At 34.1% G+C, this 25028-nt stretch carries 28 protein-coding genes; 20 read left to right on the forward strand and 8 right to left on the reverse strand.

Annotation, left to right across the window (positions count from 1 at the left end; translation table 11 throughout):
* Positions 1 to 109 precede the first annotated feature (109 nt).
* The 8 genes from BUB80_RS00705 to BUB80_RS00740 all read left to right on the forward strand — a co-directional run bounded on the left by BUB80_RS00705 (position 110) and on the right by BUB80_RS00740 (position 8137).
* Positions 110 to 724 (forward strand): Crp/Fnr family transcriptional regulator, encoded by a 615-nt coding sequence (locus BUB80_RS00705; RefSeq protein ID WP_228433623.1) that lies wholly within the window; start codon positions 110 to 112, stop codon positions 722 to 724.
* Between the two features lie 152 nt (positions 725 to 876).
* Entirely contained in the window at positions 877 to 1179 is a 303-nt protein-coding gene (locus BUB80_RS00710) for a hypothetical protein (protein WP_073289965.1), read from the forward strand.
* Positions 1180 to 1231: 52 nt separating this feature from the next.
* Entirely contained in the window at positions 1232 to 1732 is a 501-nt protein-coding gene (locus tag BUB80_RS00715; RefSeq protein ID WP_073289967.1) for a CinA family protein, read from the forward strand.
* 216 nt (positions 1733 to 1948) lie between these two features.
* Positions 1949 to 2626 carry a response regulator transcription factor gene (locus tag BUB80_RS00720; protein WP_054508961.1) on the forward strand — a complete coding sequence of 226 codons (678 nt, stop codon included), beginning with the start codon at positions 1949 to 1951 and terminating at the stop codon, positions 2624 to 2626.
* 7 nt (positions 2627 to 2633) lie between these two features.
* Positions 2634 to 3920: a sensor histidine kinase gene (locus BUB80_RS00725; protein ID WP_073290156.1), complete on the forward strand. Its 1287-nt coding sequence runs from the start codon at positions 2634 to 2636 to the stop codon at positions 3918 to 3920.
* 548 nt (positions 3921 to 4468) lie between these two features.
* Positions 4469 to 4897: a PepSY-like domain-containing protein gene (locus BUB80_RS00730; RefSeq protein ID WP_073289969.1), complete on the forward strand. Its 429-nt coding sequence runs from the start codon at positions 4469 to 4471 to the stop codon at positions 4895 to 4897.
* A gap of 5 nt (positions 4898 to 4902) precedes the next feature.
* Positions 4903 to 7326 carry a TonB-dependent receptor domain-containing protein gene (locus BUB80_RS00735; RefSeq protein ID WP_073289971.1) on the forward strand — a complete coding sequence of 808 codons (2424 nt, stop codon included), beginning with the start codon at positions 4903 to 4905 and terminating at the stop codon, positions 7324 to 7326.
* 22 nt (positions 7327 to 7348) lie between these two features.
* A complete protein-coding gene (locus BUB80_RS00740; RefSeq protein ID WP_073289973.1) occupies positions 7349 to 8137 on the forward strand; it encodes a phosphatase PAP2 family protein in 789 nt (262 codons plus the stop codon).
* Positions 8138 to 8171: 34 nt separating this feature from the next.
* Here the strand turns inward: BUB80_RS00740 and BUB80_RS00745 are convergent, their stop codons facing one another.
* Positions 8172 to 8972: an AraC family transcriptional regulator gene (locus BUB80_RS00745; RefSeq protein ID WP_073289975.1), complete on the reverse strand. Its 801-nt coding sequence runs from the start codon at positions 8970 to 8972 to the stop codon at positions 8172 to 8174.
* A gap of 125 nt (positions 8973 to 9097) precedes the next feature.
* Between BUB80_RS00745 and BUB80_RS00750 the strand changes: the two genes are divergently transcribed.
* Positions 9098 to 10177 carry an Atu1372/SO_1960 family protein gene (locus tag BUB80_RS00750; RefSeq protein WP_394334051.1) on the forward strand — a complete coding sequence of 360 codons (1080 nt, stop codon included), beginning with the start codon at positions 9098 to 9100 and terminating at the stop codon, positions 10175 to 10177.
* Between the two features lie 107 nt (positions 10178 to 10284).
* Here BUB80_RS00750 and BUB80_RS00755 read toward each other — a convergent pair whose 3' ends face one another.
* Entirely contained in the window at positions 10285 to 11148 is an 864-nt protein-coding gene (locus BUB80_RS00755; protein ID WP_073289977.1) for an AraC family transcriptional regulator, read from the reverse strand.
* Between the two features lie 141 nt (positions 11149 to 11289).
* On the opposite strand from BUB80_RS00755, the gene BUB80_RS00760 reads away from it, so the two are divergent.
* Positions 11290 to 12279: a phytanoyl-CoA dioxygenase family protein gene (locus tag BUB80_RS00760; RefSeq protein ID WP_083546963.1), complete on the forward strand. Its 990-nt coding sequence runs from the start codon at positions 11290 to 11292 to the stop codon at positions 12277 to 12279.
* A 24-nt stretch (positions 12280 to 12303) separates the two neighbouring features.
* Here BUB80_RS00760 and pdxR read toward each other — a convergent pair whose 3' ends face one another.
* Positions 12304 to 13752: a MocR-like pyridoxine biosynthesis transcription factor PdxR gene (pdxR, locus tag BUB80_RS00765; protein ID WP_073289979.1), complete on the reverse strand. Its 1449-nt coding sequence runs from the start codon at positions 13750 to 13752 to the stop codon at positions 12304 to 12306.
* Between the two features lie 101 nt (positions 13753 to 13853).
* Between pdxR and BUB80_RS00770 the strand changes: the two genes are divergently transcribed.
* Genes BUB80_RS00770 through BUB80_RS00780 form a run of 3 tightly spaced genes read left to right on the forward strand, consistent with a single transcriptional unit; the run spans position 13854 to position 15461 of the window.
* Complete coding sequence (locus tag BUB80_RS00770) at positions 13854 to 14309, forward strand: cupin domain-containing protein (protein WP_139262463.1); 456 nt, start codon at positions 13854 to 13856, stop codon at positions 14307 to 14309.
* Between the two features lie 29 nt (positions 14310 to 14338).
* Positions 14339 to 15223 carry a dihydrodipicolinate synthase family protein gene (locus tag BUB80_RS00775; RefSeq protein ID WP_073289981.1) on the forward strand — a complete coding sequence of 295 codons (885 nt, stop codon included), beginning with the start codon at positions 14339 to 14341 and terminating at the stop codon, positions 15221 to 15223.
* A 4-nt stretch (positions 15224 to 15227) separates the two neighbouring features.
* Entirely contained in the window at positions 15228 to 15461 is a 234-nt protein-coding gene (locus tag BUB80_RS00780; protein ID WP_073289983.1) for a thioredoxin family protein, read from the forward strand.
* Between the two features lie 57 nt (positions 15462 to 15518).
* On the opposite strand, the gene BUB80_RS00785 is transcribed toward BUB80_RS00780, so the two are convergent.
* Complete coding sequence (locus BUB80_RS00785) at positions 15519 to 16025, reverse strand: pyridoxamine 5'-phosphate oxidase family protein (protein WP_073289984.1); 507 nt, start codon at positions 16023 to 16025, stop codon at positions 15519 to 15521.
* Positions 16026 to 16247: 222 nt separating this feature from the next.
* On the opposite strand from BUB80_RS00785, the gene BUB80_RS00790 reads away from it, so the two are divergent.
* The 6 genes from BUB80_RS00790 (at position 16248) to BUB80_RS00815 (ending at position 21478) form a co-directional block, all read left to right on the forward strand.
* The gene (locus tag BUB80_RS00790) at positions 16248 to 17486 is read left to right on the forward strand and encodes a Na+/H+ antiporter (protein ID WP_073289986.1); all 1239 of its coding nucleotides are present in this window, start codon (positions 16248 to 16250) and stop codon (positions 17484 to 17486) included.
* Between the two features lie 33 nt (positions 17487 to 17519).
* The gene (locus tag BUB80_RS00795; protein ID WP_073289988.1) at positions 17520 to 18320 is read left to right on the forward strand and encodes an AraC family transcriptional regulator; all 801 of its coding nucleotides are present in this window, start codon (positions 17520 to 17522) and stop codon (positions 18318 to 18320) included.
* A 59-nt stretch (positions 18321 to 18379) separates the two neighbouring features.
* Positions 18380 to 19336 (forward strand): nitrilase family protein, encoded by a 957-nt coding sequence (locus tag BUB80_RS00800; protein ID WP_073289990.1) that lies wholly within the window; start codon positions 18380 to 18382, stop codon positions 19334 to 19336.
* Between the two features lie 99 nt (positions 19337 to 19435).
* Entirely contained in the window at positions 19436 to 20044 is a 609-nt protein-coding gene (locus tag BUB80_RS00805) for a Crp/Fnr family transcriptional regulator (protein ID WP_073289991.1), read from the forward strand.
* An 89-nt stretch (positions 20045 to 20133) separates the two neighbouring features.
* Entirely contained in the window at positions 20134 to 20778 is a 645-nt protein-coding gene (locus BUB80_RS00810; RefSeq protein WP_073289993.1) for an NADPH-dependent F420 reductase, read from the forward strand.
* 49 nt (positions 20779 to 20827) lie between these two features.
* Positions 20828 to 21478, forward strand: a complete 651-nt coding sequence (locus BUB80_RS00815) for a hypothetical protein (protein ID WP_073289995.1) — start codon at positions 20828 to 20830, stop codon at positions 21476 to 21478.
* 82 nt (positions 21479 to 21560) lie between these two features.
* On the opposite strand, the gene BUB80_RS00820 is transcribed toward BUB80_RS00815, so the two are convergent.
* The 4 genes from BUB80_RS00820 to BUB80_RS00835 form a co-directional block, all read right to left on the reverse strand.
* Positions 21561 to 21914, reverse strand: a complete 354-nt coding sequence (locus BUB80_RS00820) for a rhodanese-like domain-containing protein (RefSeq protein ID WP_073289997.1) — start codon at positions 21912 to 21914, stop codon at positions 21561 to 21563.
* On the reverse strand, positions 21911 to 22213 hold the full coding sequence (locus BUB80_RS00825) for a DUF3817 domain-containing protein (RefSeq protein ID WP_073289998.1): 303 nt from the start codon (positions 22211 to 22213) through the stop codon (positions 21911 to 21913). The genes BUB80_RS00820 and BUB80_RS00825 overlap by 4 nt, the downstream gene beginning before the upstream one ends.
* Positions 22214 to 22215: 2 nt before the next feature.
* Entirely contained in the window at positions 22216 to 22674 is a 459-nt protein-coding gene (locus BUB80_RS00830) for a hypothetical protein (RefSeq protein ID WP_073290000.1), read from the reverse strand.
* Positions 22675 to 22743: 69 nt separating this feature from the next.
* On the reverse strand, positions 22744 to 23334 hold the full coding sequence (locus BUB80_RS00835) for a TetR/AcrR family transcriptional regulator (protein ID WP_073290002.1): 591 nt from the start codon (positions 23332 to 23334) through the stop codon (positions 22744 to 22746).
* A gap of 449 nt (positions 23335 to 23783) precedes the next feature.
* Here BUB80_RS00835 and BUB80_RS00840 point away from each other — a divergent pair, with 449 nt between their 5' ends.
* A complete protein-coding gene (locus tag BUB80_RS00840) occupies positions 23784 to 25010 on the forward strand; it encodes an MFS transporter (RefSeq protein ID WP_175549549.1) in 1227 nt (408 codons plus the stop codon).
* The last annotated feature ends 18 nt before the right edge of the window (positions 25011 to 25028 follow it).

Below are 25028 nucleotides of genomic sequence, written 5' to 3' on the forward strand. Positions count from 1 at the left end.
TTTAATGTAAAATAAGGCATACGTTTTAAAATTTACTTGATAAAAAGGATATATGCATAAAATTTGGTCTAATTTTTATTGTGAATAAATGACATATTAAACGAGTACTATGAAAACAATAAGCTGTATGAATATCGATATGGAGCTTTTAAGCTCATTCGGTGGAGAGATTAAACTATATAAGAAAGGAGAAATCATTTTCAGAGAAGGAGATCATGCATTGTATTATTTTCAGATTAGTGAAGGAAAAGTAAAACTTAATAATTATGATGATGAGGGCAAAGAGTTTATTCAAAATATTTTTGGAAAGAAGCAGAGCTTTGGAGATTCTATGATTTTTTTAGACAAGTTTTATCCTATCAATGCTATAAGTTTGGAGCATTCTAAAATTATAAGAGTTCCTAAAAATAATTTCCTGGAATTGTTAGACAAACATCCTAACATTTCGTTGGGAATGAACGCCTGCCTTTCGCAAAGGCTTTATTATAAAATCTTGATGACCCAAAATATGTCTTCTACAAATCCTGTATTAAGACTAAAAGGATTAATGGAATACCTAAAAAGCTATTATGAAGATGATTGTCAACATTGTTTTCGTATAGAATTAACAAGACAACAGATTGCCAATTTAACAGGACTGCGAGTAGAGACTGTTATCAGGGTTTTAAAAAGAATGGAAAAAGACAATCTGCTTAAAATAGTAAATCGAAAAATTCTGTATTAAAGATATGATTCGAATCATAAAATGGTGAAATATTTTAGCGTACCTTTAATTATTCAATAATAACAAGTTACGAGTCGCTAAATGAAGCTTAGTCTATCAGTTATTTAGAATTTTAAATAAGGATGATTTGTTTTAACCATGAATAATCGAAAATGAATTGTGATAAAATAATACAATCACTGGAAGCAAGTCATTTTACTAAGATAGTAAATGAAGGAAACTGGTTAGAGACTGATGCTCTTATTTATGTAAAAGAAATTAAAGAGGCTGTTTTTCTATTGTTTCTCATTACGGAAGAAAAGGAAAAGATAGAAGATATCCGAGCCTTAATTGCCCAATTTGATGAATTTAATGACATCGGAAAGCAAGAACCGAAACAAACTCTATTCTATCTTTCGATTAAGAAAAAACATGATTTGCATTATTTTGAAAAATTTATGAAGGTTGACCATTAGGAAATCAAAACATTCAACAGCTATATAAACCAATCACTTAAATCTAATTACTATGAAATTTCAACAAAATTTACTCGAATATATCAGTCGTTCGCTGATTACGGTTGGTGAATCTATCTCAGTGGTAGAAAGCGTTACTTCAGGATGTCTGCAAATGGCTTTTTCACAAATGCCTAATGCTTCTCTGTTTTATAAAGGTGGAATGACCACTTATACATTACCTGAAAAGGTTAGATTATTAAATGTGGATCAGGAGGAAGCAGAGGAATACGATTGTGTCTCAGAAAATATTGCCCAAACAATGGCCTTAAATGTTGCCAAGCTCTTTGAATCTGATTGGTCTATTGCCACAACAGGTTATAGTAGGCCCATTCGCAGCTCGTTGTATAAAGTTTTTGCATATTTTTCATTTTCTTATAAAGGGGAAATTGTGCTCACTAAAAAATTAGAGTTACACCCAAAAACTCAATCTTTTAATGCTCAAATGTATTATACAGAGTTTATTCTAGGATGCTTTAAAAGCGAGATGAATCAATTGCTAATTTTAAAATAATGATTGGTTTAGATTAATAACAATCAATCTCATGACCACTTTAATGTTTATTATATTTATTGATGATAAAGCCATAATTTACTTTATGGCTTTATTTTTTTGATCATTTTAGATTTGCAGGTTATATACAAAGTAAGAGGTAAGCAAGTTTTATATTTAATTCAGAATTTCTTCAATATTGAATATGTACATTAGCAAAATAAAATATTTATACTGATGAAAGTCCTGATCATAGAAGACGAAACAGAACTGGCGAAGAGTATTGCAGAATACCTTTCGGAGGAAAATTATTTATGTGAATTTGCTTCAACATTTCAGGATGCGATGGAGAAAATACATACGTTTCAATACGACTGTATTCTTTTAGATATTATGCTTCCTGACGGCAACGGACTTACCATCTTAGAAGAATTAAAAAAACAAAACAAGCAAGACGGTGTTATTATTGTTTCTGCAAAAAATGCGTTGGATGACAAAATCAGTGGTCTGCAAATGGGTGCAGATGATTATCTAACCAAGCCATTCCATCTTTCTGAATTAATGGCAAGGATTTATTCTATCATTCGCAGGAAACAGTTTAATAATTCAAATGTTGTTACACAAAATGAATTACAGATTGATCTTTTAGCGAAAACGGTTTCTATTAATAATGAAATCATTTCGCTCACCAAAAAAGAATTTGATCTCTTGATTTTCTTTATTGGAAATAAAAATAAGGTTATTTCAAAAAGTGCTTTGGCAGAGCATCTTTCGGGTGATTTTGCAGATATGCTGGATAATCATGATTTTGTATATGCACACATCAAGAATTTAAAGAAGAAGCTGAGTGATGCTGGTTGTGACAGCTATTTGAAAACAGTGTACGGAACAGGATACAAATGGGAATCTATTTAATATGGCAATGAAAAATTTACTCAGTAAAACGACAAAACCGTTTCTAATATATGTTCTTATTGTATTGGTCATTAGCATACCAGTCTACTACGTTGTGGTTGATGCCATTTGGTTGAGTGAACTGGATGAGCATAATGAAATCATTGCCGATAAATCAGCTCATGAGCTTAATAAACTAAAGCTGTCTGATGAAGAACTAGAAAAAAGTATTGCGCTTTGGAATAATATTCAGCCTGGAACCAATATTGAAAAGCTTCCGTATGCTAATCTGAAGAGAGATCAAATATATACGGTGGAAAGGCAAAAATCTTATTCATCAGAACCAAATACAGATCGTTTCAGATGCTTAAAAAAGATTGTTTACATCAATAAAAAGCCTTATTTATTTACGGTAGAAACCAATGTAGAAGAAACGCAGGAAACAGTTATTGTCATTGCGATTATTACCATATTCTTCTTTATTGTTATTGTTGTAGGATTGTTATTTTTAAACAGAAGACTTTCCAATACGGTTTGGAAACCTTTTCATGATACGTTGCAGCAATTAAAATCATTCGATTTGAGTCATGAAACCAAGATTAATTTCGAAAAAACTGATGTTAAAGAATTTGAAGAATTGAATACGGTGCTTGCTAAGCTGATTGATCATAATATTTCAGTGTATAAAACCCAAAAAGAATTTACGGAAAATGCATCTCACGAATTGCAAACTCCTTTGGCTATTCTTCAAAACAAGCTGGACTTACTTCTTCAGGACGAAAATATCACCGAAAGTCAATACAATACCGTTGAAGAATTGAACAGAACGTTAGCCCGTAGCACAAGAATCAACAAAAACCTTTTATTGTTGGCCAAGATTGAAAATTTACAATTTGCGCAAAATGAAAAGCTACCGTTAAGTCAGTTACTGAATCAAAGTATAGAAGGAATACGCGAACATTTTGAACAAAAAGAGATTATCATTGATATTCATATGTTGGATGGAATAGAAATCAATGGAAATAGAACATTAACAGAAACACTCATTAATAATCTTTTAATTAATGCTGTAAGGCATACTCCGTCTCATGGAAAGGCTCATATAAAGCTTTCTGAAAATGAATTAGTTGTTTCTAATTCAGGAAATTCAGGGCTTAATAAAGAAAATTTATTCAAAAGGTTTTCTAAATCATCTACAGATACTGCCGGAAGCGGTTTAGGATTGTCTATTATTAAAGAAATCTGCACGCATCAACATTGGAAGTTAAACTATAGCTTTGAGAATAACAACCATACTTTCTCTGTGAAATTTTAACAACGTAATTCTTCTTAAAAATCAGACTGCACTTTATCATAAAAGTGCAGTTTTTTTTGAACTTATTTATCCAAATAGCAGTTGGACAGAATAATTGAATGAAAATGTTTTGTTGGATTTTCGCTAAGGCGCAATTTCTTTTAAAAACGATGTGTTGTAAGGCGCAAGGATTTTATCGGAGATAAAATTGATTGTGTTATAGTTGAAATTTCAGGAAATTAAAATATTACCAATTGAAAATCTTTGATTTTTTTGTGCCTTAAAACAGAATAAAGATTAAAAACCTTTGCGCCTTAGCGATTTTCCAACTATTCTATATGTCAGAAAAGCGTCATCACTCAAAGTTTGCAAATTCGAAATTTCTACAGAATTGCATCAGAACTTTGAATAAAAATATGAAAGCAGTAAAGCACATTACAATTTTTGCTTGCAGTAATTATAGTTTTCAATCAAAGACAGTAAAGAATTACGCCCTACTCATTTAGAAATTCAAAATTTCTTCTAAATCATAACAGAATATTGTATCATAAAATTAAAAATAGAATAAAATGAAAAAGTTAGCAATAGTATTATCCATCACGGTAAATGTTGTTTTAATCAACGCACAGAAAGTACAGCAGAAAGATGTTCCGGCATTAGTTCAGTCAGCATTGCAAAAGCAATTTCCTGACGCAAAAAATGTGAAGTGGGAAAAAGAGCATGGTAATTATGAAGCAGGTTTTGAATCTAAGGGAACAAAGTATTCTGCTTTGGTAAATATGTCAGGAAAAATTATAGAAACAGAAGTTCCTGTAGATATTAATTCTTTTCCTGCTCAAAGCAAACAGTTTATTCTTAAAAAATATCCTAATCAAAAAATAAAAGAAACATCCAAAATAACAGATGCAAAAGGGATTGTAACCTATGAAGCGGAGGTTAACGGAAAAGATATCATTTTCGATACAAAAGGGAATTTTTTAAAGGAAACTAAAGACTAAATCTTATGAATAAATTAAAACCGTTCCTATTCCTCACTTTTTTATTTTTCTCTTCCATGGCATTGGCGCAGGTTTCCTCTGTAACCGTTTCGGGAATTGTTATTAATAAAAATAAATCTGCTGTTCCGTACACAAATATTATTTTAAAAGATGCAAAAGATAACGCATTTGTTTTGGGAACCATTACCAATGAGGAAGGTCGATTTTCTTTAGCTGAAGTAAAACCCGGAAATTATCATTTAGAAATTTCTCTTTCAGGATATATTTCTAAAGATCATCCTCTTTTTATAGGCAGTCTTTCACCATTTTTAGATATTCCTTCCATAGAAATTGAATCGAACAACATTGAAAAGGAAACAAAAATAGAAGAGGTGGTGGTAACGGCTTCTAAAAAAAATGAAATAGGAAATCAACTCGACAAAAAAACCTATTCTGTTGCTGATAATATCAGCCAAAGCGGAGGATCTGTTCTTCAAAGTATGCAAAACCTACCGGGAATAACGGTTCAGGACGGAAAAGTTCAGTTGCGTGGAAATGATAAAGTAACCGTTTTGATTGATGGAAAACAAACTGCTTTAACCGGTTTTGGAAGCCAGACAGGATTGGATAATATTCCATCTTCGGCGATTGACAAGATTGAGATCATTAATAATCCGTCTTCAAAATATGATGCCAATGGAAATGCGGGAATCATTAATATCATCATGAAAAAGAATAAACAAAACGGATGGAATGGGAAAGTTGGGTTAACTACAGGATTAGGCTCTCTATGGGAAAGAAAAGAAAACCTTCCGAGTATCAGACCACAGTATACACTTACTCCAAAAATAAATCCTTCCGTTTCTTTAAATTATAGAAAAGATAAGGTCAATATTTTCCTGCAGGCTGATAATTTATATACGGAAACGCTTAACAAGAATGAATTTGTAACCAGAACCTATGATGATGGAACAGTTATCAATTCACAGTTAAAAAGAAACAGGAATACCAACTTCCTGACGACCAAAGCAGGAATAGACTGGACGATTGACAGTCAGAATACCTTAACGGTTTCAGGAATGTACGGGAGTGAAAAGATTATTGACCGTGGTGACCAACCTTTTTTCAATAAAGATTTTTCGCAGCGTTTGCGTCTTTGGCAGTTTTTAGAGGATGAGTTGAAAACGACGGTAATGGCTTCGGCAGCGTATCAGCATAAATTTAAAGAAGCGGGACATCTTTTAAATGTCGGTTTCAATTATACGTTTCACAGAGAAGACGAAAAGTATTTCTATGACAATTATTTGCCTACTTCCACGGGAACCGATGCTTTTAAACTATTGTCTGATGAGCAGGTGTATGATTTCAATGTAGACTACGTAAAGCCTCTACAATACGGACGAATTGAAGCTGGAATTAAGTTAAGAAACAGAAGCATTCCTACGAATATGAATTTTATACCAGGGGCTAATTCTGTGTTGGATGTGAATGCCGGAGGTTGGGCAGATTATAAGGAACTCATTCCTGCTGTTTATGGAAACTATGTTTTTGAAAATGAAAAATGGGAAGCAGAATTGGGGGTAAGACTGGAATACGTGAAGATTCAATATGATGTAAATCCTAATCATCCCACTTATAAAAGTGATGGTTACAATTATACACAGCCATTTCCGAATATGAGATTAGCATACAAACTCAACGATCGAAATAAGTTGTCTGTATTTTACAACAGAAGGGTAGACCGACCTAATGAAGTAGATATCCGAATATTTCCAAAATATGACGATGCTGAAATTATTAAAGTGGGGAATCCTGCACTAAGACCACAATTTACCAATTCGCTAGAGCTGGGATATAAACACAATTGGGACAACGGATATCTATATTCCGCGGCATATCATCGTTTTTCTAATGGAACCATCAGCAGGATCTCAAGCATTGCACCTGGAAGCACATTGATCTATGCTATATTCCAAAATGCGGGGAAGAGTTTTAATTCAGGGATTGAAGCAATTTGGAATCAAAAAGTTTCAAAAGTATATTCATTTAACGTTAATGGAAATCTTTACAGAAATCAAATCAATGCTTTTACGGTTGAGAATCTGTATCCTGTTCCTAATACTTTCTCTGCAGATAAGCAGACCGCAGTTTCAGGGAATATAAAGTTTAATAATACATTCAAATTTGCCAAAGGGTTTGATGCGCAGCTTACGGCCGTGTATTTGGCTCCTGATATTATTCCACAGGGAAAAATCAGTTCCAGATTCTCGATTGATATGGGCGTGAAAAAATCGGTTCAAAATGGGAAAGGAGAAGTATTCCTTAATGCTTCGGACTTATTGAATACAATGGTGGTTAAAAAGCAAATTCAAGGATCTGGCTTTCAATATAGCAGTAATGATTATTACGAAACACAGGTCGTTCGATTAGGATATAGTTATAAATTTTAATTCAAATAAAAATAAAGTTCAAATGAAAAGTTTATTCGCAGGCTTATTTTTAAGTTTGATCATTTTTCAGAATGCTGCTGCGCAAGACAGTTTAGCGGTTAATACAATCAAGGATACTACAGCTATTCCTTCAAAATTAACGGTTGATGATGCTTCCCATCAATTTACCTATAAAAAACTCATCATACCCGCAGCCTTGATTTCTTACGGAGTTGCAAGTTTAAGTATAAAAGGACTTAAACAATTGAATTCTTCTACACAGTATGAGATCAGTGAACATCAACCCGACAAAATAAAGCTGGATAATTACGCTCAGTTTGCTCCTGCGGTATTGGTGTACGGACTGAATGCAGCAGGTGTTCAGGGAAAACATAATTTCAGAGACCGAAGCATCATTTACGGAACTTCGATGTTAATCACTTCGGCGATTACTGTTCCGCTAAAGCATATTGTAAAGGAAGAAAGACCGGATGAGTCTAATAAACTGTCATTCCCTTCGGGACACACAGCTATTGCATTTGCCTCTGCTCAGTTTATGTTCAGAGAATATAAAGACACCAACTTCTTGTTGGGTATTTCCGGATATTCCTTTGCTGTTTTTACAGGAATTTACAGAATGTTGAACAATAAGCATTGGTTTGGCGATGTGGTGGGCGGTGCAGGCTTTGGAATCTTATCTACAGAATTAGCCTATTGGTTATATCCAAAAATCAATACACTTTTAGGGGGCAAAAAAGATAAATCCCAAACGATGGTTATGCCTTTTTACCAACAGGGCAACATGGGAATTGGTTTGGTTAAAAATTTTTAATAATTGATTTAAGCGAAATAAAGGAACTTAAAAATCACTTCTTCGGTTTGGGTTTAGATTTCATAATCGAAAAATAAGAAGAGGTAAAAGCCGAAAGACTTTGATAGCCAACTTTAAAACCAACTTCACTCAGGGTAAATTGTTTCATATCAATAAGTTCAACGCTCTTTAGAATTCGTATCAATTGTAAATATTTTTGAAGTGTAATTCCCGTTTCATGTTTGAAAATCCTTTGTAAACTTCTTACCGACATTTGTGCTTTTTCGGCTAACAAATCAATGTTTAGATTATATTTAAAATTTGAATTTATATAGTTACAAACAGGAATTAACCGAGCATCTGTAGGAACAGGAACTTCCAGATAATTGCTTTCCTTACAAAAGTTGGGAAGGCTTTTTAATATAGCCTTAAAAAATATGCTTTGCTCGTCATCTTCGGTTAAAAGTTTATTCCATTTTGAAGCATACAAAAGCATTTCTCTCAAAACGGGAGGAATCGCAAAAACCTGAACATGTTCATAAAAATCTTCTTTAAAGGAAGAATTAAACAAGAAAAGCATGAGCTTTACTGTTTTAGCTTCTGAAGTAATGCGATGAGGTTTTCCTGAAGGAATCCAGATCACGTGATTTTGAGGAACGAGATAGATCTTCTGATCAATATGAAAATATTGGTAACCTTCTTCCACATATGTTAATTGAGCGCGGTTGTGGGTGTGCTCGTAATCGTCATGTTTCCAGTCTTCTTCGCACCATACGTAGGCTTCTTTTTCAATGGTGTCGATAAAATGACTTTCTTTTTGTTCGGTTAAACCGCATTTTACCTTGTCGTTCTGCATAAAGTTTTTGGCAAATTTAATAAAAACGTCATTACTAATTTTGTATTATAAAATATATCGTATTAATAATGAAAAAATTAGGTTCTCTTTTTGTATTAATTTTATTACTAAAAATCACAAATATCATGGCGCAAGATAAAGCTAAAGTGTTGGTTTTGATTCATTCAGACAATGGTGGAACTTACGAACTGGCCAAAGAAATTGCCAAAGGAATTGAAAGCGATAAAAATGCAACGGCAGTTATAAAGCAAGTAAAAACATCTCAAAATCAAAAACTAAAAGATATTCCTGTGGCAACAGTGGAGGAACTTCCGACTTATGACGGAATTGCTTTTGGTTCACCCGTTTATTTCGGAAATATCAGTACAGGAATGAGTGAGTTCTTGTCTAAAACAGTTAACCTTTGGACGAACCATTCACTTGAAGGAATGCCGGCAACAGTGTTTATGTCTGCAGGAAGTGGAGCGGGTAAAGAATTGGCTTTACAAGCTTTTTGGAACAGTCTTGCCGTTCACGGAATGGTATTAGTTTCTAACGGAATTCGTGGAACAGAAGGAATTAACAAAGCAATTCCTCAGGGGAACACAGTGTTGGGAGTAACCAGTATGGCTTCTTTGAAAGATGTGGAAAGACCTACAAAAGATGAAAGAAACCTTGCTGAACTTCAAGGAAAAAACTTCGCAAAAGTAACGTTGGCTTTAAAAGGTACATTTGCTAAAAAGGCAATGGCGACGATTGAAAAGTCTGTTAATTTTAACGAAATGTTGAAGCAAAAAAATATTACCCTTCCTCAAGTTCCTAAACCTGCAGGAAACTATAAACCTTTCGTACGTTCAGGAAATTTGATTTTCATTAATCAGGTTGCCTTGAAAGACGGAAAAATTTTAAATCCCGGAAAACTGGGAGTTGATGTAAATGAACAACAAGTGAAAGACGCTACAAAAGCAACGATGCTAAATGTTTTATCAGTCTTAAATGAAGCCGTTGGCGGAGATCTAAGCAAAGTGAAGCAATGCGTACAACTAACAGGGATTTTCAATACCAAAGATGATTATACAAAACATGCCGATTTGATGAATATTGCATCAGATCTTACTGTTGAGGTTTTTGGTGATAAAGGAAAGCATGCAAGAGCAACATTAGGCGCTTCATCTATTCCTGTGAATTCTTCTGTGGAAATACAGGCTATTTTTGAGGTTGAGTAATTAACTCAAATATATTTTTTAATCTTGAAATTCTCGCAGAACCAACAGGCTGAACAGATTTATACATCTTACAGGTTTGTAAATTCTGCGGGATTTTTTATTTTGATTTAAATCAATTTAGAATTGACAACAGATTTATGGCGTTTTTTGAATTCTGTTGGTGTTTCGCCAACAAGTGTTTTAAATAGTTTATTGAAATAAGAAATACTGTCAAAACCTACAGTATACCCAACTTCAGAGACACTCACATCACACAATAACAATGTTTTCGCCTGATTAATCCTGTATTGATTCACAAAATCTGTGAAAGTCATATCCGTTTGCTTCTTAAAGTAGCGACAAAAAGCAGAAGTACTGAGATGAACCATTTCTGCAACAATATTCACATCAGGACTTTTATCATAGTTTTCATGAATATAATTGTAAACGGTTCCCAGCCTGATTTTATCATTTAAAAAGAATTTCACCCTTGTATCTTCATGATTAAGCTGTTCAAATTCGCTGGAATCTGCCAAAATATTTAATACTTCAATAAGCCCCAACAAAGAATCAAAAGATTTCATTTGTTGTATTTCTTTCAATTTTTCAACTACCTTTTCTTTTGTCTGACCTTCAAATGAAAATCCTAGGTAAGAACGTTCCAATAGTTTTTTAATTTTAGCAAACTCTGGTGTTGAAATAATCGTGTTTTCTGGAAAGTTTTCCTTTAGCTGAACAACAATTTGTTTGTATTCTGTTTCAATTCCATAATCGAAATTAAGATGGGGAACATTCGGGCCAATTAAGACCAAATAACTTCCTACAAAGCCGGAAACATGTTTTCCTACATGGCTTATTCCATTAATCGCTTCAACATAAACAATCTCTATTTCAGGATGATAATGCCAGAAAAAATAGTTTTTAAAACAAGGTGTATGAATCTTAAATGAGCTTTCGGTTTCAAAAGGGATAATTTCTTTTTCAATTTTCATAGTGTGTTGTGTTTTTCAGTTTGAGAGCAAATTAACTAAAAAAATGTCAATGGAGAGCAAGAAATTGGCATTGATGATTAATTCGAAGGTAAGTTTTATGCACAACTTTGTCTCATTAACAAAAATCAAATATTAGAAAACATGGAAAAAGAATTAGAAACAACAGCAGCCCCAATGATGAATAATATGATAGGTGGTGGTAAAAAAGGAGAACCGGATCCGGGAAATCCTTCCACAATTACTAAAAACAACCCTAAATTATCGACAAGAGCAAATAATGAGTCTTTAAGAATTCTTTCCGAAGAAGACTGGAAATTCTGGATCGAAAACGGATATATCGTTGTAAAAGGCGTGATTTCTAAAGAGCAGGCAGCAGAAAGTGCCGCTTTTCTTTGGGAATACGAAGGTAAAGACCCAAATGATAAAGAAACTTGGTATACAGTACCACAAACTGCACACAAAATGAAAGAGCTGAATAATGCAGGAATGGTAGAAGTTTATAACACGCTGGTTTTATGGGAAAATCGTCAGGCTCCAAAATTACATCAGGCTTTTGCTGATATTTGGGGAACCGATAATCTTTGGGTAAGTATAGACAGAGCTAATCTTAACTTCCCGATTCGTCCCGGATTTGAATATAAAGGCTTTATTCATTGGGATTACGATCCGGAAACTAAACCTCAATACGTACAGGGAGTTTTGGCTTTGGCAGATCAGACTGACGAGGAAATGGGTGGTTTCCAATGTATTCCTGAGTTATTCAGAGAATATGATACTTGGAAATTGACGCAGCCTGCTGACCGTAATCGTTTTAAACCCGATACAACAGGGTTTACTCCTACAAAAGTAAAAATGGAAGCCGGAGATCTATTGATTTTCAACAGTTCAGAACCTCATGGAATCAGAGCCAACAACAGCGAAGGTAAAGTGAGAGTTGCACAGTACATTTCCATGGTTCCTGCGGATGAAGAAAACGAAGATCTTCGCCAATGGAGATTAAATTCATGGCATGACAGAATCTGCCCAGATGGTGACGGATTCCCCGGAGATCCTTTAAAAAGAGAAAAGAACTATCCAATTGCTGAGCTTTCAGAGCTAGGCAAGAAATTACTTGGACTTAACAAATGGTAATTTGACAGTGAGCAGTGATGAAAATCACTGCTTTTTTATTTCAGATTGTTGAATAAAAACCTCTGCAATTACTTTTATACTCTGTTCCAATTGTTCTTCGGAAAGCGAACCATAACTTAGTCTAAAACCATTGATCGTTTCATTAGAGCCATATTTGTTAGGGTGAATTATTTTGATGTTTTTATCTGATAACAAATGAGTTATAGTGTCCCAGTTTAATTTTACTTTAGGGGTGATCCAGAAAGCAAGACCTCCTTCAGGCAATGTGAAATCTGTAGTGTTTTTCAAATGTTTTTCCAAAAGTGCGTACACAAAATCTCTTTTGTTTTTATAGTGAATTGTTGCTTTTTTAATATGCTTTTTCACAGCACCATCTTTGATCAACTGTAAAACAGCCTGTTCCATAATGACGTCGCCTTGTACATCAATAATTTTCCTCAACTCACCAATTTTCTTTAGCAATTCCTGATTCTTGGTCACCAAATACCCAATCCTCAAAGCCGGAGCTACCACTTTACTCATTGTTCCCACATATACACTGTTTTTCAACTCAGGAAAACTGGAGATTGGCAGAATTGGACGATAACCAAAATGAAACTCATTATCGTAATCATCTTCAATGATTGTCAGATTATATTCGTTGGATAACTCAATTAATTTTAATCTTCTAGCTAAGCTTAAAGTAACCGTCGTAGGATATTGTCTGTGAGGAGTTAAATAGATTGATTTTATATTTTTATTGATCTTTAAAAGTTGAATAATATCTTCCATAATAATTCCGTCTTCGTCTACAGAAATGGGTAATAATTTTGCTCCTGCATGTTCAAAAGCATTCCACGCAGGTTGGTATCCCGGATTTTCAACAATTACACAATCACCCGAAGTAAATAAACTTTGTGCTGTTAAAAACATTGCCATTTGGCTGCCCCGGGTAATAGAAATGTCATGCTCATTATGATGCATTCCTCTCTGATGATTGAGCATTTGAGAGATGGCTTTTCTGAATTCAAGATCACCATGTTCACTGCTGTAGCCCATCATCTGCCATTTTGCTTTTCTGTTGAAAATCTGGCGATAGGCGCGGGCCAATTCTGTAACCGGAGCAATTTTACTGTCGGGATGCCCATCATCAAAATTGATCAATAATCCATTATTGATTTCCGCTTTATATTCCTCCTCTGATTCATTCTTATTAAATCTTGGCTGCAAGACAGGCAATTGATTCGATACGAAAATTCCTTTTCTTTCCTTGGAAATCACCCATTCTTCATTAATTAAAACCTGATAGGCTTCTACAACTGTATTTCTGTTGATTTTTAGCAATAAGGCTAAATTTCTACTTCCCGGAAGAGCATCACCACAGTGTAGCCTACCGGATTGTATATCTCCAATAATGGTATCAGCGATCTGTAAATAGACCGCTTTATCAAGTTTCTTATCAATCTCAAATTCTAATTTCCATGGACGTAACATCTGGACTACCTATTTATGTAAAAACTGAATCATTTGAACAGTCCAAATATAAAATAATTTTGTCTCGCAATAATGCAATAACAGATAAATTTTTAAAAATCATGGACAATAAACAATTTAGTTCAAAAGACTTTCACGAAACTTTTTCAAGACCAAAGTATGTAAAACCAACTCATTTGATTCACAAAAACGTAGAAAATGAAGGTGAACACAATCAATTTTCAACAGAAAGAAAACATCCGGTCTTCTTCATTGATCTCCCAAGTAAAAATGTAAGTATGACCATTGGAGGATTATTGCCCGGACAACAAACCAACAAACACCGTCACACTTACGAAACGGTTTTATATGTCATTGAAGGAAAAGGTTGGACAGAAGTTGAGGGTGAAAAAGTAGAATGGGAGGCTGGTGATGCTGTTTACATTCCTTCTTGGGCTTGGCATAAACATCAAAACCTGAGTGAAACAGAATCTGCAAAATACATCGCTTGTGAAAATGCACCACAATTACAAAATCTGGGCGTTGCATTAAGAGAAGAAGAAGGCAGAGACCTTTAAATGAAATAACAGTTAAAAATTAGAATTACATGAAAAATGTTCCATTTAAAGGGGTTATTGCATACCCAATTACTCCTTTTGATAACAAAGATAAAGTTGATATTCCGTTATTTAAAAAATTGGTTGAAAGATTGGTTGTTTCAGGAAACCACGGAATTGCTCCGTTAGGAAGCACCGGAGTTTTACCTTATTTATCGGATGAAGAAAAAGAAGCCGTAACTGAAGCGACCTTACAGCAGGTTAACGGCAGAATTCCAACATTGGTTGGGGTGTCTAATCTTACGACTGAAAAAACAATTCATCATGCTCAATTTGCAGAAAAGGCCGGAGCAGATGCCGTAATGATTATTCCGATGAGTTATTGGAAACTTACAGATGATGAGATCGTAACGCATTATGATGCTGTTGCCCGTAAAATTTCAATTCCAATTATGGCGTACAATAATCCGGCAACGGGTGGAGTAGATATGTCTCCGAATTTGCTAAAAAGACTATTGGAAATCCCCAATGTGACGATGATTAAAGAAAGCACCGGAGATATCCAGAGAATGCATTATCTGAGAAAAGAATTGGGAGAAGACGTGGCTTTTTATAACGGGTCAAATCCATTGGCATTGGCTGCTTTTTCTGCCGGAGCAAGAGGTTGGTGTACTGCCGCTTCAAATCTTATTCCTGAATTGAATATAGGATTGTATAATGCCATTGAAAATAACCAGCTTCATGAAGCCCAGGATATTTTTTATCAACAAATTGAATTATTACAATTCATTGTGGCAAAAGGACTTCCAAGAGCTGTAAAAGCAGGGTTGAAAATTTTAGGAGAAGAAGGCGGAAACTTAAGAAGCCCATTACAACCTTTAACAGAAAAGGAAACGGAAGAATTGAGAATTATTATGAAACCCTTTACAAAGTAGTTCAATGAAAAAATCAGTTTTTTATCATGCCGGTTGTCCGGTATGTATAAGCGCAGAACACGATATTATTAATCTTATCGGTGCTGAAAATGTAGATATTATCCATTTAGGAGAATCCAAAGATGAAATTTCCGAAGCTGAAAAGGCAGGTGTACAATCTGTTCCGGCTTTAGTAACTCCAAACGGAAATGTATTGCACATCAATTTTGGTGCATCAATAGAAGATGTTAAAAAGTAAAAAAACAGGCTGTCTCAAAAAAGGCAGCCTATTTTTTATCATTGAAAGTTGAAGAAATTATACGGATGCAGTTCCTTCTACACCATCTGTATTATTGGTTTTAATTCCGGTAATAGCAGAGGCCGCAAAACTGAGTAGGCTTACCAATTTTCCGGCTTTAGTATCCCAATAATAAGTTTCTTTCGGTTCTACACGAATAATGGTAACATTGGGATCATCTTTTCCGTCAAACCAAGCTTTTGCCATGGGTGACCATTTTTCCTCAATCGTTGCTTTGTCTTTATAGATAGAAGCCGTTCCATAAACAGAAAGATATTGAGAATCTCCGTTATTCATAAAAAACAATTGTACTCTTCGGTCTTCTTTAATTTCAAAATTTTTATTACTATCTGCGCTGCTGATAAACCAAAGATTTCCACTGTCATCCGTTTCCTGTAAGCCCATCGGACGGGAATTGATCGGGGTAACATCCAATTCTGTACAAAACATACAGATTCTGGCTTTTTCCGAGAGTTCTTTGATTTTTTTAATTGCTTCAAGATGCGTAAGATTTTGTGTTGACATAATATTGTATTTTAAGTGATTTGAATAGAAATAAGAAATAAATCAATAAGAATAAGGTGATTCATTAATATTAATAACTATTCAAAAACCCGACCAAAAGAATTCATCCCAGATTTATGGAAGCTTGAAATTATATTATACTTTTTTTCGCTACTTTTAAAGTAATGGTAATAGGGTTATTCGTTACACTTAAGAAAGAATAGCAATTAAAAAAGAAGCTTAATGGAAAACTATGCAGTTATTTTAATGATTATGGCACTGATGATTGGAGCATCAGGTTTTGCGGGCAAAATTAAAATTCCGGTGCCAATGCTTCTTCTGGTGGTTGGGATTTTATTTGGTTTTATTCCTGCAATGCCGGAAATAGAGATGAATCCGGAAATCATTATGCTTCTTTTTCTGCCACCGTTGCTGTATGATGCAGCTTTCAATATTTCTTTTCAGGATTTTAAAACCAACATCAATACCATTAGCACATTAGCGATAGGATTGGTATTTATAACAACAGCCGGGATTGCGGTGTTGGCGTATTATTTAATTCCGGGAATGACTTGGCCGTTAGCTTTTGTATTGGGATCTATTCTTTCTGCGACAGATGCTGTCGCTGCAGTTGGAGTCACCAAAGGACTCGGAATTCCTCATAAAACGGTAACCATATTGGAAGGAGAAAGCTTGATCAATGATGCTTCAGCATTGGTAGCGTATCGGTTTGCAGTAGCAGCTGTAACGGGAATTGCCTTTGTAACATGGAAAGCTTCTTTAGAATTTTTGTTCGTTTTGGGTGGCGGTTTTGTTGTTGGGTGGTTAGTTTTTAAGGCGTTATCACTTACCATTAGATTCTTTCGTTCTGATGCCATGGTGGTTAACAGTTTGATTTTATTAATGCCTTTTGTGACGTATCTTATTGCTGAACATTTTAAAGTTTCCGGAGTGATTGCGGTGGTGATTTTAGGATTGGGAATGTCTAAACTGAGTCGAAACAAATTTCCTGATCATGTGAAAGACCAATCCCGAAACTTTTGGGACATCATTATTTTTTTACTGAATGGTTTGATCTTTTTATTGATCGGTCTGGAATTTCCTATTATCTTAAAGAAAATGCCTCAGGCACAAGTCTGGACTTTTACAGGCTATGCCGCCATCATCGTTTTGATAACCTTGCTGATAAGAATGGCTCGTGTTTATCTGCAGCAGTTTAACCTTCAAAAAGCCTTTCAGGGGAAACGTAGGATTAGTGAAGATGCATTATTTGATTCCAAGACAAGTTTTATCATCACATGGTCGGGAATGCGGGGAATTGTCTCCTTAGCCATCGCGATTGGTATTCCTGTAACATTAGAGAATGGCGAACCATTTCCTATGCGGAATGAGATCATCTTTTTATCGGTGGTTGTGGTTTTAATTTCTTTACTGGGACAAGGGCTTACTTTGCCATGGATCGTTAAAAAGTTTAAATCTTAAACAGGTTAAAACTAATTTGACTAATTTTGATCTATGCAGATTTCTCCGCCGAAACATTTAGCATCCTACATCAAACATTATATATTCTTGGAAAATTCTGAGAATGATATAATGAGATTAAGGTTGTTTACAGACGGAAATACCGGACTTATTCTATCTGGTAATATCAATCTGCAGGATCTATCTGGAAACAGCCTGCCACTTTCATTTTTCTATGGACAGTTAACGCAGTATAAAGATTTGGTTACCAACGGTTCGTTTTCTTTAATGGCAGTAGTGTTTCAGCCTTATTTTTTAAATATTCTCCTTAAGATCTCTGCAAAAGAAGTTCAGAATCAAATTGTTTCTGTGGAAGATGTTTTAAAAAATGAGATGCAGGTTTTTCAGGAAAAGCTTTTTTACAACGTTGATCCTGAATTGATTATCAATGATTTGAACATTTATTTCACAACATTTTTGTCTAAAATAATCAACTCAGATTATGAACTTATAAAAGCAACGCAACAGTATATTCTTCAGAACAAAGGTATTGTCACATCAAAAGAATTAGAACATTTCACAGGATATTCTGAACGTCAGGTTGAAAGGAAATTTCAACAGTATATAGGATTATCTCCTAAAAAATACAGCAATATTGCCCGACTTCATTATTTTTTAAGCTTAATGAAAACAAATACAGAAGAAAGCATTACTAAACTTTCCTATCATGCGGGTTATGCTGACCAGTCTCATTTGATTAAAGAATTCAATAACAATATCGGGCTTACACCCAATCAATATTCAAAAACAGAAAATAAATTGGCAGTAAACTTTATAGAGCTTCATTCAAAATAATAGATGTCGGTTTTTTACAATTTTTAGATTTTTAGTCATCATAGATTTGTAGAAAAAAAATGATCAATCTTAAAATTTCAACAGCACAATTTGAAAATAAAAGTGGCGATAAAGCTTACAATCTTTCTGTAATCGAAAAACTGGCAAAGGAAGCGGCTTCTAAAGGTTCACATGTGATTGCTTTCCATGAATGTTCCATTACAGGCTATACATTTGCCAGAAAACTTACTCGAGAACAACTTTTAGATATTTCAGAATTTATTCCAGAAGGAAAAAGTATTCAAAAGCTACAAGAAATCGCTGAGAATTATAACATCACCATTTTGGCAGGCCTTTTTGAAAAGGATGAATATAACAACCTATTCAAAGCGTATGTTTGTGTAGATAAAACCGGATTAGTTGCAAAATACAGAAAATTACATCCCTTTATTAATCCTAATCTTACACCGGGAAATGAATATTGTGTGTTTGAAATTCACGGCTGGAAATGTGGTATTCTGATTTGCTACGACAATAATATTATTGAAAATGTAAGGGCTACAAAACTCTTGGGAGCCGATATTATTTTCATGCCTCATGTTACAATGTGTACACCTTCTACAAGGCCGGGCGCAGGTTTTGTAGACTCAAATCTTTGGGGAAATAGAGTAGCAGACCCAACCTCTTTACGACTTGAATTCGACGGAATGAAAGGAAGAGATTGGCTGATGAAATGGCTGCCTTCTAGAGCGTATGACAACGCAGCGTATGTCGTGTTTTCAAATCCTATTGGGATGGATGATGATCAACTGAAAAATGGGTGTTCGATGATTATTGATCCTTTTGGCGACATCATTGCAGAATGTCGCTCGTTTGATGACAGCTTTGAAACCGCTGTTATAACTCCTGAAAAACTGACCCAAGCTGGAGGACATCGATATATCAAAGCTAGAAGACCGGATTTGTATAAAGATATTATCGGTGAAGATCATCTTTCTGAACAAAAAGTGGTCTGGATTGATACTAAGAATGTGTAGATTTAAAATCTTTTACAATTCAGAACTCAATAAGCTCTCTCTAAATTTGGGATGGCTTATTGAGTTGTTTATCTTAAATTTGTCATGTAAAATCTTATTATGAAAGAAAATCTTTTACAAGCTTCGGTAGAACCTCTGATTGATTATTTTAATCAACTTATTCCATTAAATTCGGAAGAGAAGAAGCTTGTGACAGAACTTTTTAAATCTAGATTATATCGTAAAAGACAGTATATTCTACAGGAAGGAGATGTTTGCAATCAGTTCAATTTCATTGTTCGAGGATGTTTAAGGATGTATAAGATTGATGAAAAAGGGAATACCCATATTATTCAGTTTGCTCCTGAAAACTGGTGGATGATTGATATTGGGAGCTTTCATAAAAGAAGTCCTTCAGAATTGAGTATAGACGCTATAGAAGATACGATGGTATTGCAAATTAGTCATGAAGATCTTATCAAATTATATATTTCAGCTCCAAAGTTTGACCGTATTTTCAGAGTTTTAATAGAAAACAGTTTTGTTACTCTTCAAAATCGGTTGCTTCAAAATATCAGTTCTACCGCAGAGGAACGATATCTTTCTTTTATGGAAACCTATTCTCATTTATCCAATCGCCTTCCACAAACGCAAATCGCTTCTTTTTTAGGTATCACTCCCGAATTCCTGAGCAGATTGAGAAACAGGCTCGTAAAGCCAAAGTCTTAATCTAGATCAATACTATTTCTTGATGCAGTTTATTGGAAAGAAGCCTCTTTTCAACAGAAATTTGCAGTATAAATTAAAAAGAAATAGTTATGACAAACAATTCAAAAGTAGCCGTTATCGGCTTAGGAAACATCGGACAGGCGGTTGCTGGAAATTTCGCAAAATCAAATACAAGTTTTATCGCCGCTGATAGAAATATCGAAAAAGCAAAAGAACTTGCTGAAAAATGGAATGCAAAACAAAGTGACATTACAACTGCTGTAAAAGATGCAGACACTGTAATTTTAGCCATTCCATTTGAAACAATTGGTGGTTTTTTAAAGGAATATTCGACTGATTTAGAAGGGAAAATTATTATTGATCCATCAAATCCTATTGCTCCGGATGAAAATGGAGGTTTCAAAAAAATTATAGAAGAAAATGAATCTGCAGGAGAAATCAATGCTTCTTATTTACCTAAAGATGCAAAATTGGTTAAAGCTTTCGGAACTTTAGGTGCTGCATCTTTAGTAGGATCTTCCTATCAAGTTCCTGAAAAAGCGGTTTTGTTTTATGCAAATAATGATGAAACGATTGATGCTGAAATTGAAAAACTAGTTCAGGAGAATGGTTTTGATGCTTTAAAAATAGGAGGGTTGGATCAATCTATCAGAATTGAGGTTTTTGGTGATCTTCACGAGTTTGGCGCATTAGGAAAAACCGTAACAATTGAAGAAGCAAAACAGAAAATTTAGAATGACGAGAGTTTTAATAATAATGTTTTCTTTGATATCCTTTTTTACTATGTCAGCACAAACCATACAATTCGAAAATAAACAATTTGAAATTTCTAATGTAAAATCTTCTGTTGCAGATCTTAAAGGCGAAAAAGTTTTAAAGATTGAAAGAGATTTAAATAAAATACCTTTCGATGTAAATCATCTCGAAAACACTGTAGATGAACCCACTTTTGTTAAGCTTAGCAATGAAAATATTGAAAATGGAATTATTGAGGTAAAAGTTTTAAGTCAAATTCAAAATCCGTCACCATTTGAATTTGCTCAAGGTTTTATAGGATTGGCATTTAATATTAATGATAAGAACACAGCTTTCGAGGCTATTTATTTAAGGCCAAAAGCGGGTAGATCTGAGCTTCAATTTCATAGAAATCACAGCGTACAGTATTATGCATATCCTGATTTTAAATTTGAAAAATTAAGAAAAGAAGAATTTAAAGGTCAGTATGAAACATATGCCGATGTAGGATTAGACGAATGGATAACTTTTCGTTTAGAATTAAAAAAAGAGAAAATATTTCTTTATATCAATGATCAAAAATTTCCATCCTTTATTGTAAATGAAAGAAAAGGAAAAATGAAATCAGGAAGCATTGGTTTATGGGTAGATATCGGAACAATAGGATATTTTAAGGATTTAAAAATAACTAAGTACTAAAATCATATTGTAAAAACCCTTCAATATTTTAGTTTCTATACTTTATTATATCGAAAGAGTTTTTTAAGCTCTTTCGATATTTTTATTTAAGACTTTTCTGCAAGTCACTCCAAGCACCACCGTTATAAACTTTTTTAAAGCCTTTTTCCTTCAAAATATGTTCAACTTTTACACTTCTGAGTCCGTGTGAACAGACGGTGATATAAGTTTTATTTGAATCCAGCTCTACATATTTTTCCCTGATCTCTCCTAAAGAAATATTCAAAGATCCATCGATATGTCCCATTGCATATTCTTTTTCAGTTCTTACGTCTAAAATAACGGCTCCATTTTTAATCAGCTTATCTAAGCCATTCTCCAATGTTTGGTATCTGTAAATGCGATAAACAACATATACGGTAAGAACAATTCCGCAAAAAATTAATATGTTTTTCATAGTTTGCTTAATATTTTATAATCAATATAAAAGGTTCCAAACGGAATAAAACACGCCAAAAGTACTTTCCATGTTGTTTCTTTAAACTTCCAATGTTGCTCTACACCAACACTCAGTGTATTAAAAAGAAAAAGTAGGAATAGAGTGCCGTGGATGGGGCCCATCATTTTTACTAAAGCAGGATTTTCCATTCCGTACTTTAACGGAACTGCGATGAATACTAAGGTTAATAAAGAGATTCCTTCCAAAATAGCAAGAATCCTCAATCTTCCAATCTTTGTTTTAAATAAATTTATCATAATTATCTGAAATAAGGTCTGTTAGCAAGAGGGGAGAATGGCCACGGAATGGCAATGAAAATAATGATCAAAGCAACTGTATACCAGATCATCATCGTTTTGAATTTTTCTTTATCCGTTGTTTTTCTTTTTGTTAATGCAGATCCGATCGTGATTAAGACGATAGAAAACAGCATCAGAAAAATGTGAATTAATCCGAAAAATAAGAGATCAAAAGATTCTTTTGCAGTACTGAAGTTGTTCCAAAAGTATTTTACGATTGGGCTTTGAGAATATAAAGTAATACCCAAGATCAATTGTATATGAGCGATTGTAGCTGTCCAATGTCTTATTGAATCATCTGTTTTTGAAAAATTTTTGTTAGAAAAATACCCTTTGTAAGCAATAAATAGGGAATAAATAAGGCTTAATAAAACCAGCCAACGAAATGTAGAATGCAAAAAAGTAAGCGTTTGGTACATCTTTTCATTTTTTAGATGTAGCAAAGGTAAAATAAAAACATACTAATTAGTATGTTTTTTAATAAAAAATTATCTTAAGGAATTAAAATAAGATGTAAGTTGCTTTAAATAAACAAGATATATTGATTTTGAATTTACTAATTTTCCTAAATTTCTAATTCCCCAATATCCGGACATTACAAAAATGGCAACTCCTTTTGCATTAACATCGGGTTGTACTTTTCCGTTTTCCTTTCCTTTTTCTATAGCTTCGATCATTGCGTTTTCCCATTCTGTCGAAAGCTTGTTCAGTGCTTTGGTAAATTCAATATTCCAAGGCGCCATTTCCTGTGTAAAATTGGAAGTAGGGCAGCCATATTCAACTTTTAAAAATTCATTTTCCATCAGAATATTTTCCATTAGATTATAAATCGTGTCTAACGGATTTTCCGAATCCTGAAAAGGATCAATAAAAGTATCCTGAAAGGAAGATCTCATCAGTTCATTGATGATTGCCAAACCCATCTCATCTTTAGTTTTAAAATGATAATAGAAAGCCCCTTTTGTAACCTGAGTGGTCGCAATAATTTCATCTACGCTGGTGGTCTGATAGCCTTTTTCATAGATCAATTCAAATGCTTTTCGTAAAATATTTAAACGGGTTGCTTCCGATTTTTTCATAAGATACTGAATGGTATTTTATACAAAGGAACAACTTTTTTTGGTGAAGTAGCTTAATTCTTTTTTTGGAAAATCGCAAAGGCGCAAAGATTTAGAATCTTTATTCTACTTTATAATCAAAGATTTTCATTACGTTTTCTGCTTGTCATTGCGAAACCGTAGGTGAAACAATCTTTTTATTCTTTCATATACATTGAGACTGCTTTGTCACTTCGTTCCTCGTAATGACCCAAAGTTTGTCCAATCAATTTTATCGCAGATAAAATCTTTGCGCCTTACCCACAGTATTTTTTTATAAAACTTTGCTCTTTGCGATTTACCAACTTTGCAAAGTAAAAATCCAAATCTCATCTATTATTTTAATGATAATTAACTACTATTTATCTAATTTTTATAATACAATAAATCCTCGGAAATTTGTAGTGTTAAAATCATTAAAAATAAATACAATGAATTATCAAAATGAGATCAATATTAATCCTGATCATCCCATCATAAAAAAGAAAAAATTGCCCGCAGCACTTTGGGCATTAACAATAAGCGCTTTTGGAATCGGAACAACGGAGTTTGTTATTGTAGGGCTTCTTCCAACCGTTGCCAGTGATCTGAATATTTCCATTCCATCAGCCGGACTGCTCGTAAGTTTATATGCCATTGGAGTTGCCATTGGCGCTCCTATATTAACGGCTTTAACAGGAAAAGTACCTCGAAAAGCCTTATTGATTGCCATTATGATGTTGTTTGTTATTGGAAACGGATTAGCTTCAATTGCTCCTGGGTTTATTACTTTGGTATTGGCGAGAATTTTAACAGGTTTTGCACACGGGGTTTATTTCTCCATTGGATCTACGATTGCTGCTTCTTTGGTTGCTGAGGAAAAAAGGGCCACCGCAATCTCCATTATGTTTGCAGGATTAACATTGGCAATTGTAACCGGTGTTCCGCTGGGAACTTTCATCGGACAACATTTTGGATGGAGAGCAACTTTTATCGGAGTAGCCATTTTAGGAATAATCGGATTAATAGCAAGTATATTTTTGGTTCCTAAAAATTTACAGAAAGGAAAAACGGCTTCTTTAAAACAACAGCTAAAAGTACTCACCAACAGACGTTTGATCTTTGCCTTCTTAATGACTGCAATGGGATATGGCGGAACTTTTGTGGTGTTTACGTATTTATCGCCTATTTTACAGGAGATTACAGGATTTAAAGAATCAGTAGTAACGATTATTTTGTTGATTTACGGAATTGCGATCGCTTTAGGGAATTTAATCGGTGGAAAAGTAGCCAATAAGAATCCATTAAAAGTATTGCTTTGGATGTTTGCCGCACAAGGCTTGGTTCTATTGGCGTTTTATTTTACAGTAAACAGTCCGGTTTTGAGTATTATTACGCTTTTCTTTTTGGGAGCATTATCATTTGCTACGGTTCCGGGATTACAACTTTTGGTGGTTCAGATTGCTGAAAAAGAATTGCCGGGTACAGAAGATGTAGCTTCAGGAATCAATATTGCCGCTTTTAATATTGGAATTGCGATTGGCTCATATTCAGGAGGCTTGATTGTAACTTCAGCATTAGGAATAGAAAGTACCCCTTGGATCGGAGCTTTGTTTCTTTTGGTAACTGTTTTAATCACTATGTATAGTATTCGTATTTCTAAAAATAGATTGAAGTAAATATTTCAACCAAATTAT

This window comes from Chryseobacterium polytrichastri (assembly GCF_900142445.1).
Classification (GTDB): domain Bacteria; phylum Bacteroidota; class Bacteroidia; order Flavobacteriales; family Weeksellaceae; genus Chryseobacterium; species Chryseobacterium polytrichastri.

Bases quoted from the DNA above. Each gene is read 5' to 3' on its own strand.
- BUB80_RS00705 (WP_228433623.1), top strand. From the start codon at position 110: ATGAAAACAATAAGCTGTATGAATATCGATATGGAGCTTTTAAGCTCA.
- BUB80_RS00710 (WP_073289965.1), top strand. From the start codon at position 877: ATGAATTGTGATAAAATAATACAATCACTGGAAGCAAGTCATTTTACT.
- BUB80_RS00715 (WP_073289967.1), top strand. From the start codon at position 1,232: ATGAAATTTCAACAAAATTTACTCGAATATATCAGTCGTTCGCTGATT.
- BUB80_RS00720 (WP_054508961.1), top strand. From the start codon at position 1,949: ATGAAAGTCCTGATCATAGAAGACGAAACAGAACTGGCGAAGAGTATT.
- BUB80_RS00725 (WP_073290156.1), top strand. From the start codon at position 2,634: ATGAAAAATTTACTCAGTAAAACGACAAAACCGTTTCTAATATATGTT.
- BUB80_RS00730 (WP_073289969.1), top strand. From the start codon at position 4,469: ATGAAAAAGTTAGCAATAGTATTATCCATCACGGTAAATGTTGTTTTA.
- BUB80_RS00735 (WP_073289971.1), top strand. From the start codon at position 4,903: ATGAATAAATTAAAACCGTTCCTATTCCTCACTTTTTTATTTTTCTCT.
- BUB80_RS00740 (WP_073289973.1), top strand. From the start codon at position 7,349: ATGAAAAGTTTATTCGCAGGCTTATTTTTAAGTTTGATCATTTTTCAG.
- BUB80_RS00745 (WP_073289975.1), bottom strand. From the start codon at position 8,972: ATGCAGAACGACAAGGTAAAATGCGGTTTAACCGAACAAAAAGAAAGT.
- BUB80_RS00750 (WP_394334051.1), top strand. From the start codon at position 9,098: ATGGCGCAAGATAAAGCTAAAGTGTTGGTTTTGATTCATTCAGACAAT.
- BUB80_RS00755 (WP_073289977.1), bottom strand. From the start codon at position 11,148: ATGAAAATTGAAAAAGAAATTATCCCTTTTGAAACCGAAAGCTCATTT.
- BUB80_RS00760 (WP_083546963.1), top strand. From the start codon at position 11,290: ATGGAAAAAGAATTAGAAACAACAGCAGCCCCAATGATGAATAATATG.
- pdxR (WP_073289979.1), bottom strand. From the start codon at position 13,752: ATGTTACGTCCATGGAAATTAGAATTTGAGATTGATAAGAAACTTGAT.
- BUB80_RS00770 (WP_139262463.1), top strand. From the start codon at position 13,854: ATGGACAATAAACAATTTAGTTCAAAAGACTTTCACGAAACTTTTTCA.
- BUB80_RS00775 (WP_073289981.1), top strand. From the start codon at position 14,339: ATGAAAAATGTTCCATTTAAAGGGGTTATTGCATACCCAATTACTCCT.
- BUB80_RS00780 (WP_073289983.1), top strand. From the start codon at position 15,228: ATGAAAAAATCAGTTTTTTATCATGCCGGTTGTCCGGTATGTATAAGC.
- BUB80_RS00785 (WP_073289984.1), bottom strand. From the start codon at position 16,025: ATGTCAACACAAAATCTTACGCATCTTGAAGCAATTAAAAAAATCAAA.
- BUB80_RS00790 (WP_073289986.1), top strand. From the start codon at position 16,248: ATGGAAAACTATGCAGTTATTTTAATGATTATGGCACTGATGATTGGA.
- BUB80_RS00795 (WP_073289988.1), top strand. From the start codon at position 17,520: ATGCAGATTTCTCCGCCGAAACATTTAGCATCCTACATCAAACATTAT.
- BUB80_RS00800 (WP_073289990.1), top strand. From the start codon at position 18,380: ATGATCAATCTTAAAATTTCAACAGCACAATTTGAAAATAAAAGTGGC.
- BUB80_RS00805 (WP_073289991.1), top strand. From the start codon at position 19,436: ATGAAAGAAAATCTTTTACAAGCTTCGGTAGAACCTCTGATTGATTAT.
- BUB80_RS00810 (WP_073289993.1), top strand. From the start codon at position 20,134: ATGACAAACAATTCAAAAGTAGCCGTTATCGGCTTAGGAAACATCGGA.
- BUB80_RS00815 (WP_073289995.1), top strand. From the start codon at position 20,828: ATGTCAGCACAAACCATACAATTCGAAAATAAACAATTTGAAATTTCT.
- BUB80_RS00820 (WP_073289997.1), bottom strand. From the start codon at position 21,914: ATGAAAAACATATTAATTTTTTGCGGAATTGTTCTTACCGTATATGTT.
- BUB80_RS00825 (WP_073289998.1), bottom strand. From the start codon at position 22,213: ATGATAAATTTATTTAAAACAAAGATTGGAAGATTGAGGATTCTTGCT.
- BUB80_RS00830 (WP_073290000.1), bottom strand. From the start codon at position 22,674: ATGTACCAAACGCTTACTTTTTTGCATTCTACATTTCGTTGGCTGGTT.
- BUB80_RS00835 (WP_073290002.1), bottom strand. From the start codon at position 23,334: ATGAAAAAATCGGAAGCAACCCGTTTAAATATTTTACGAAAAGCATTT.
- BUB80_RS00840 (WP_175549549.1), top strand. From the start codon at position 23,784: ATGAATTATCAAAATGAGATCAATATTAATCCTGATCATCCCATCATA.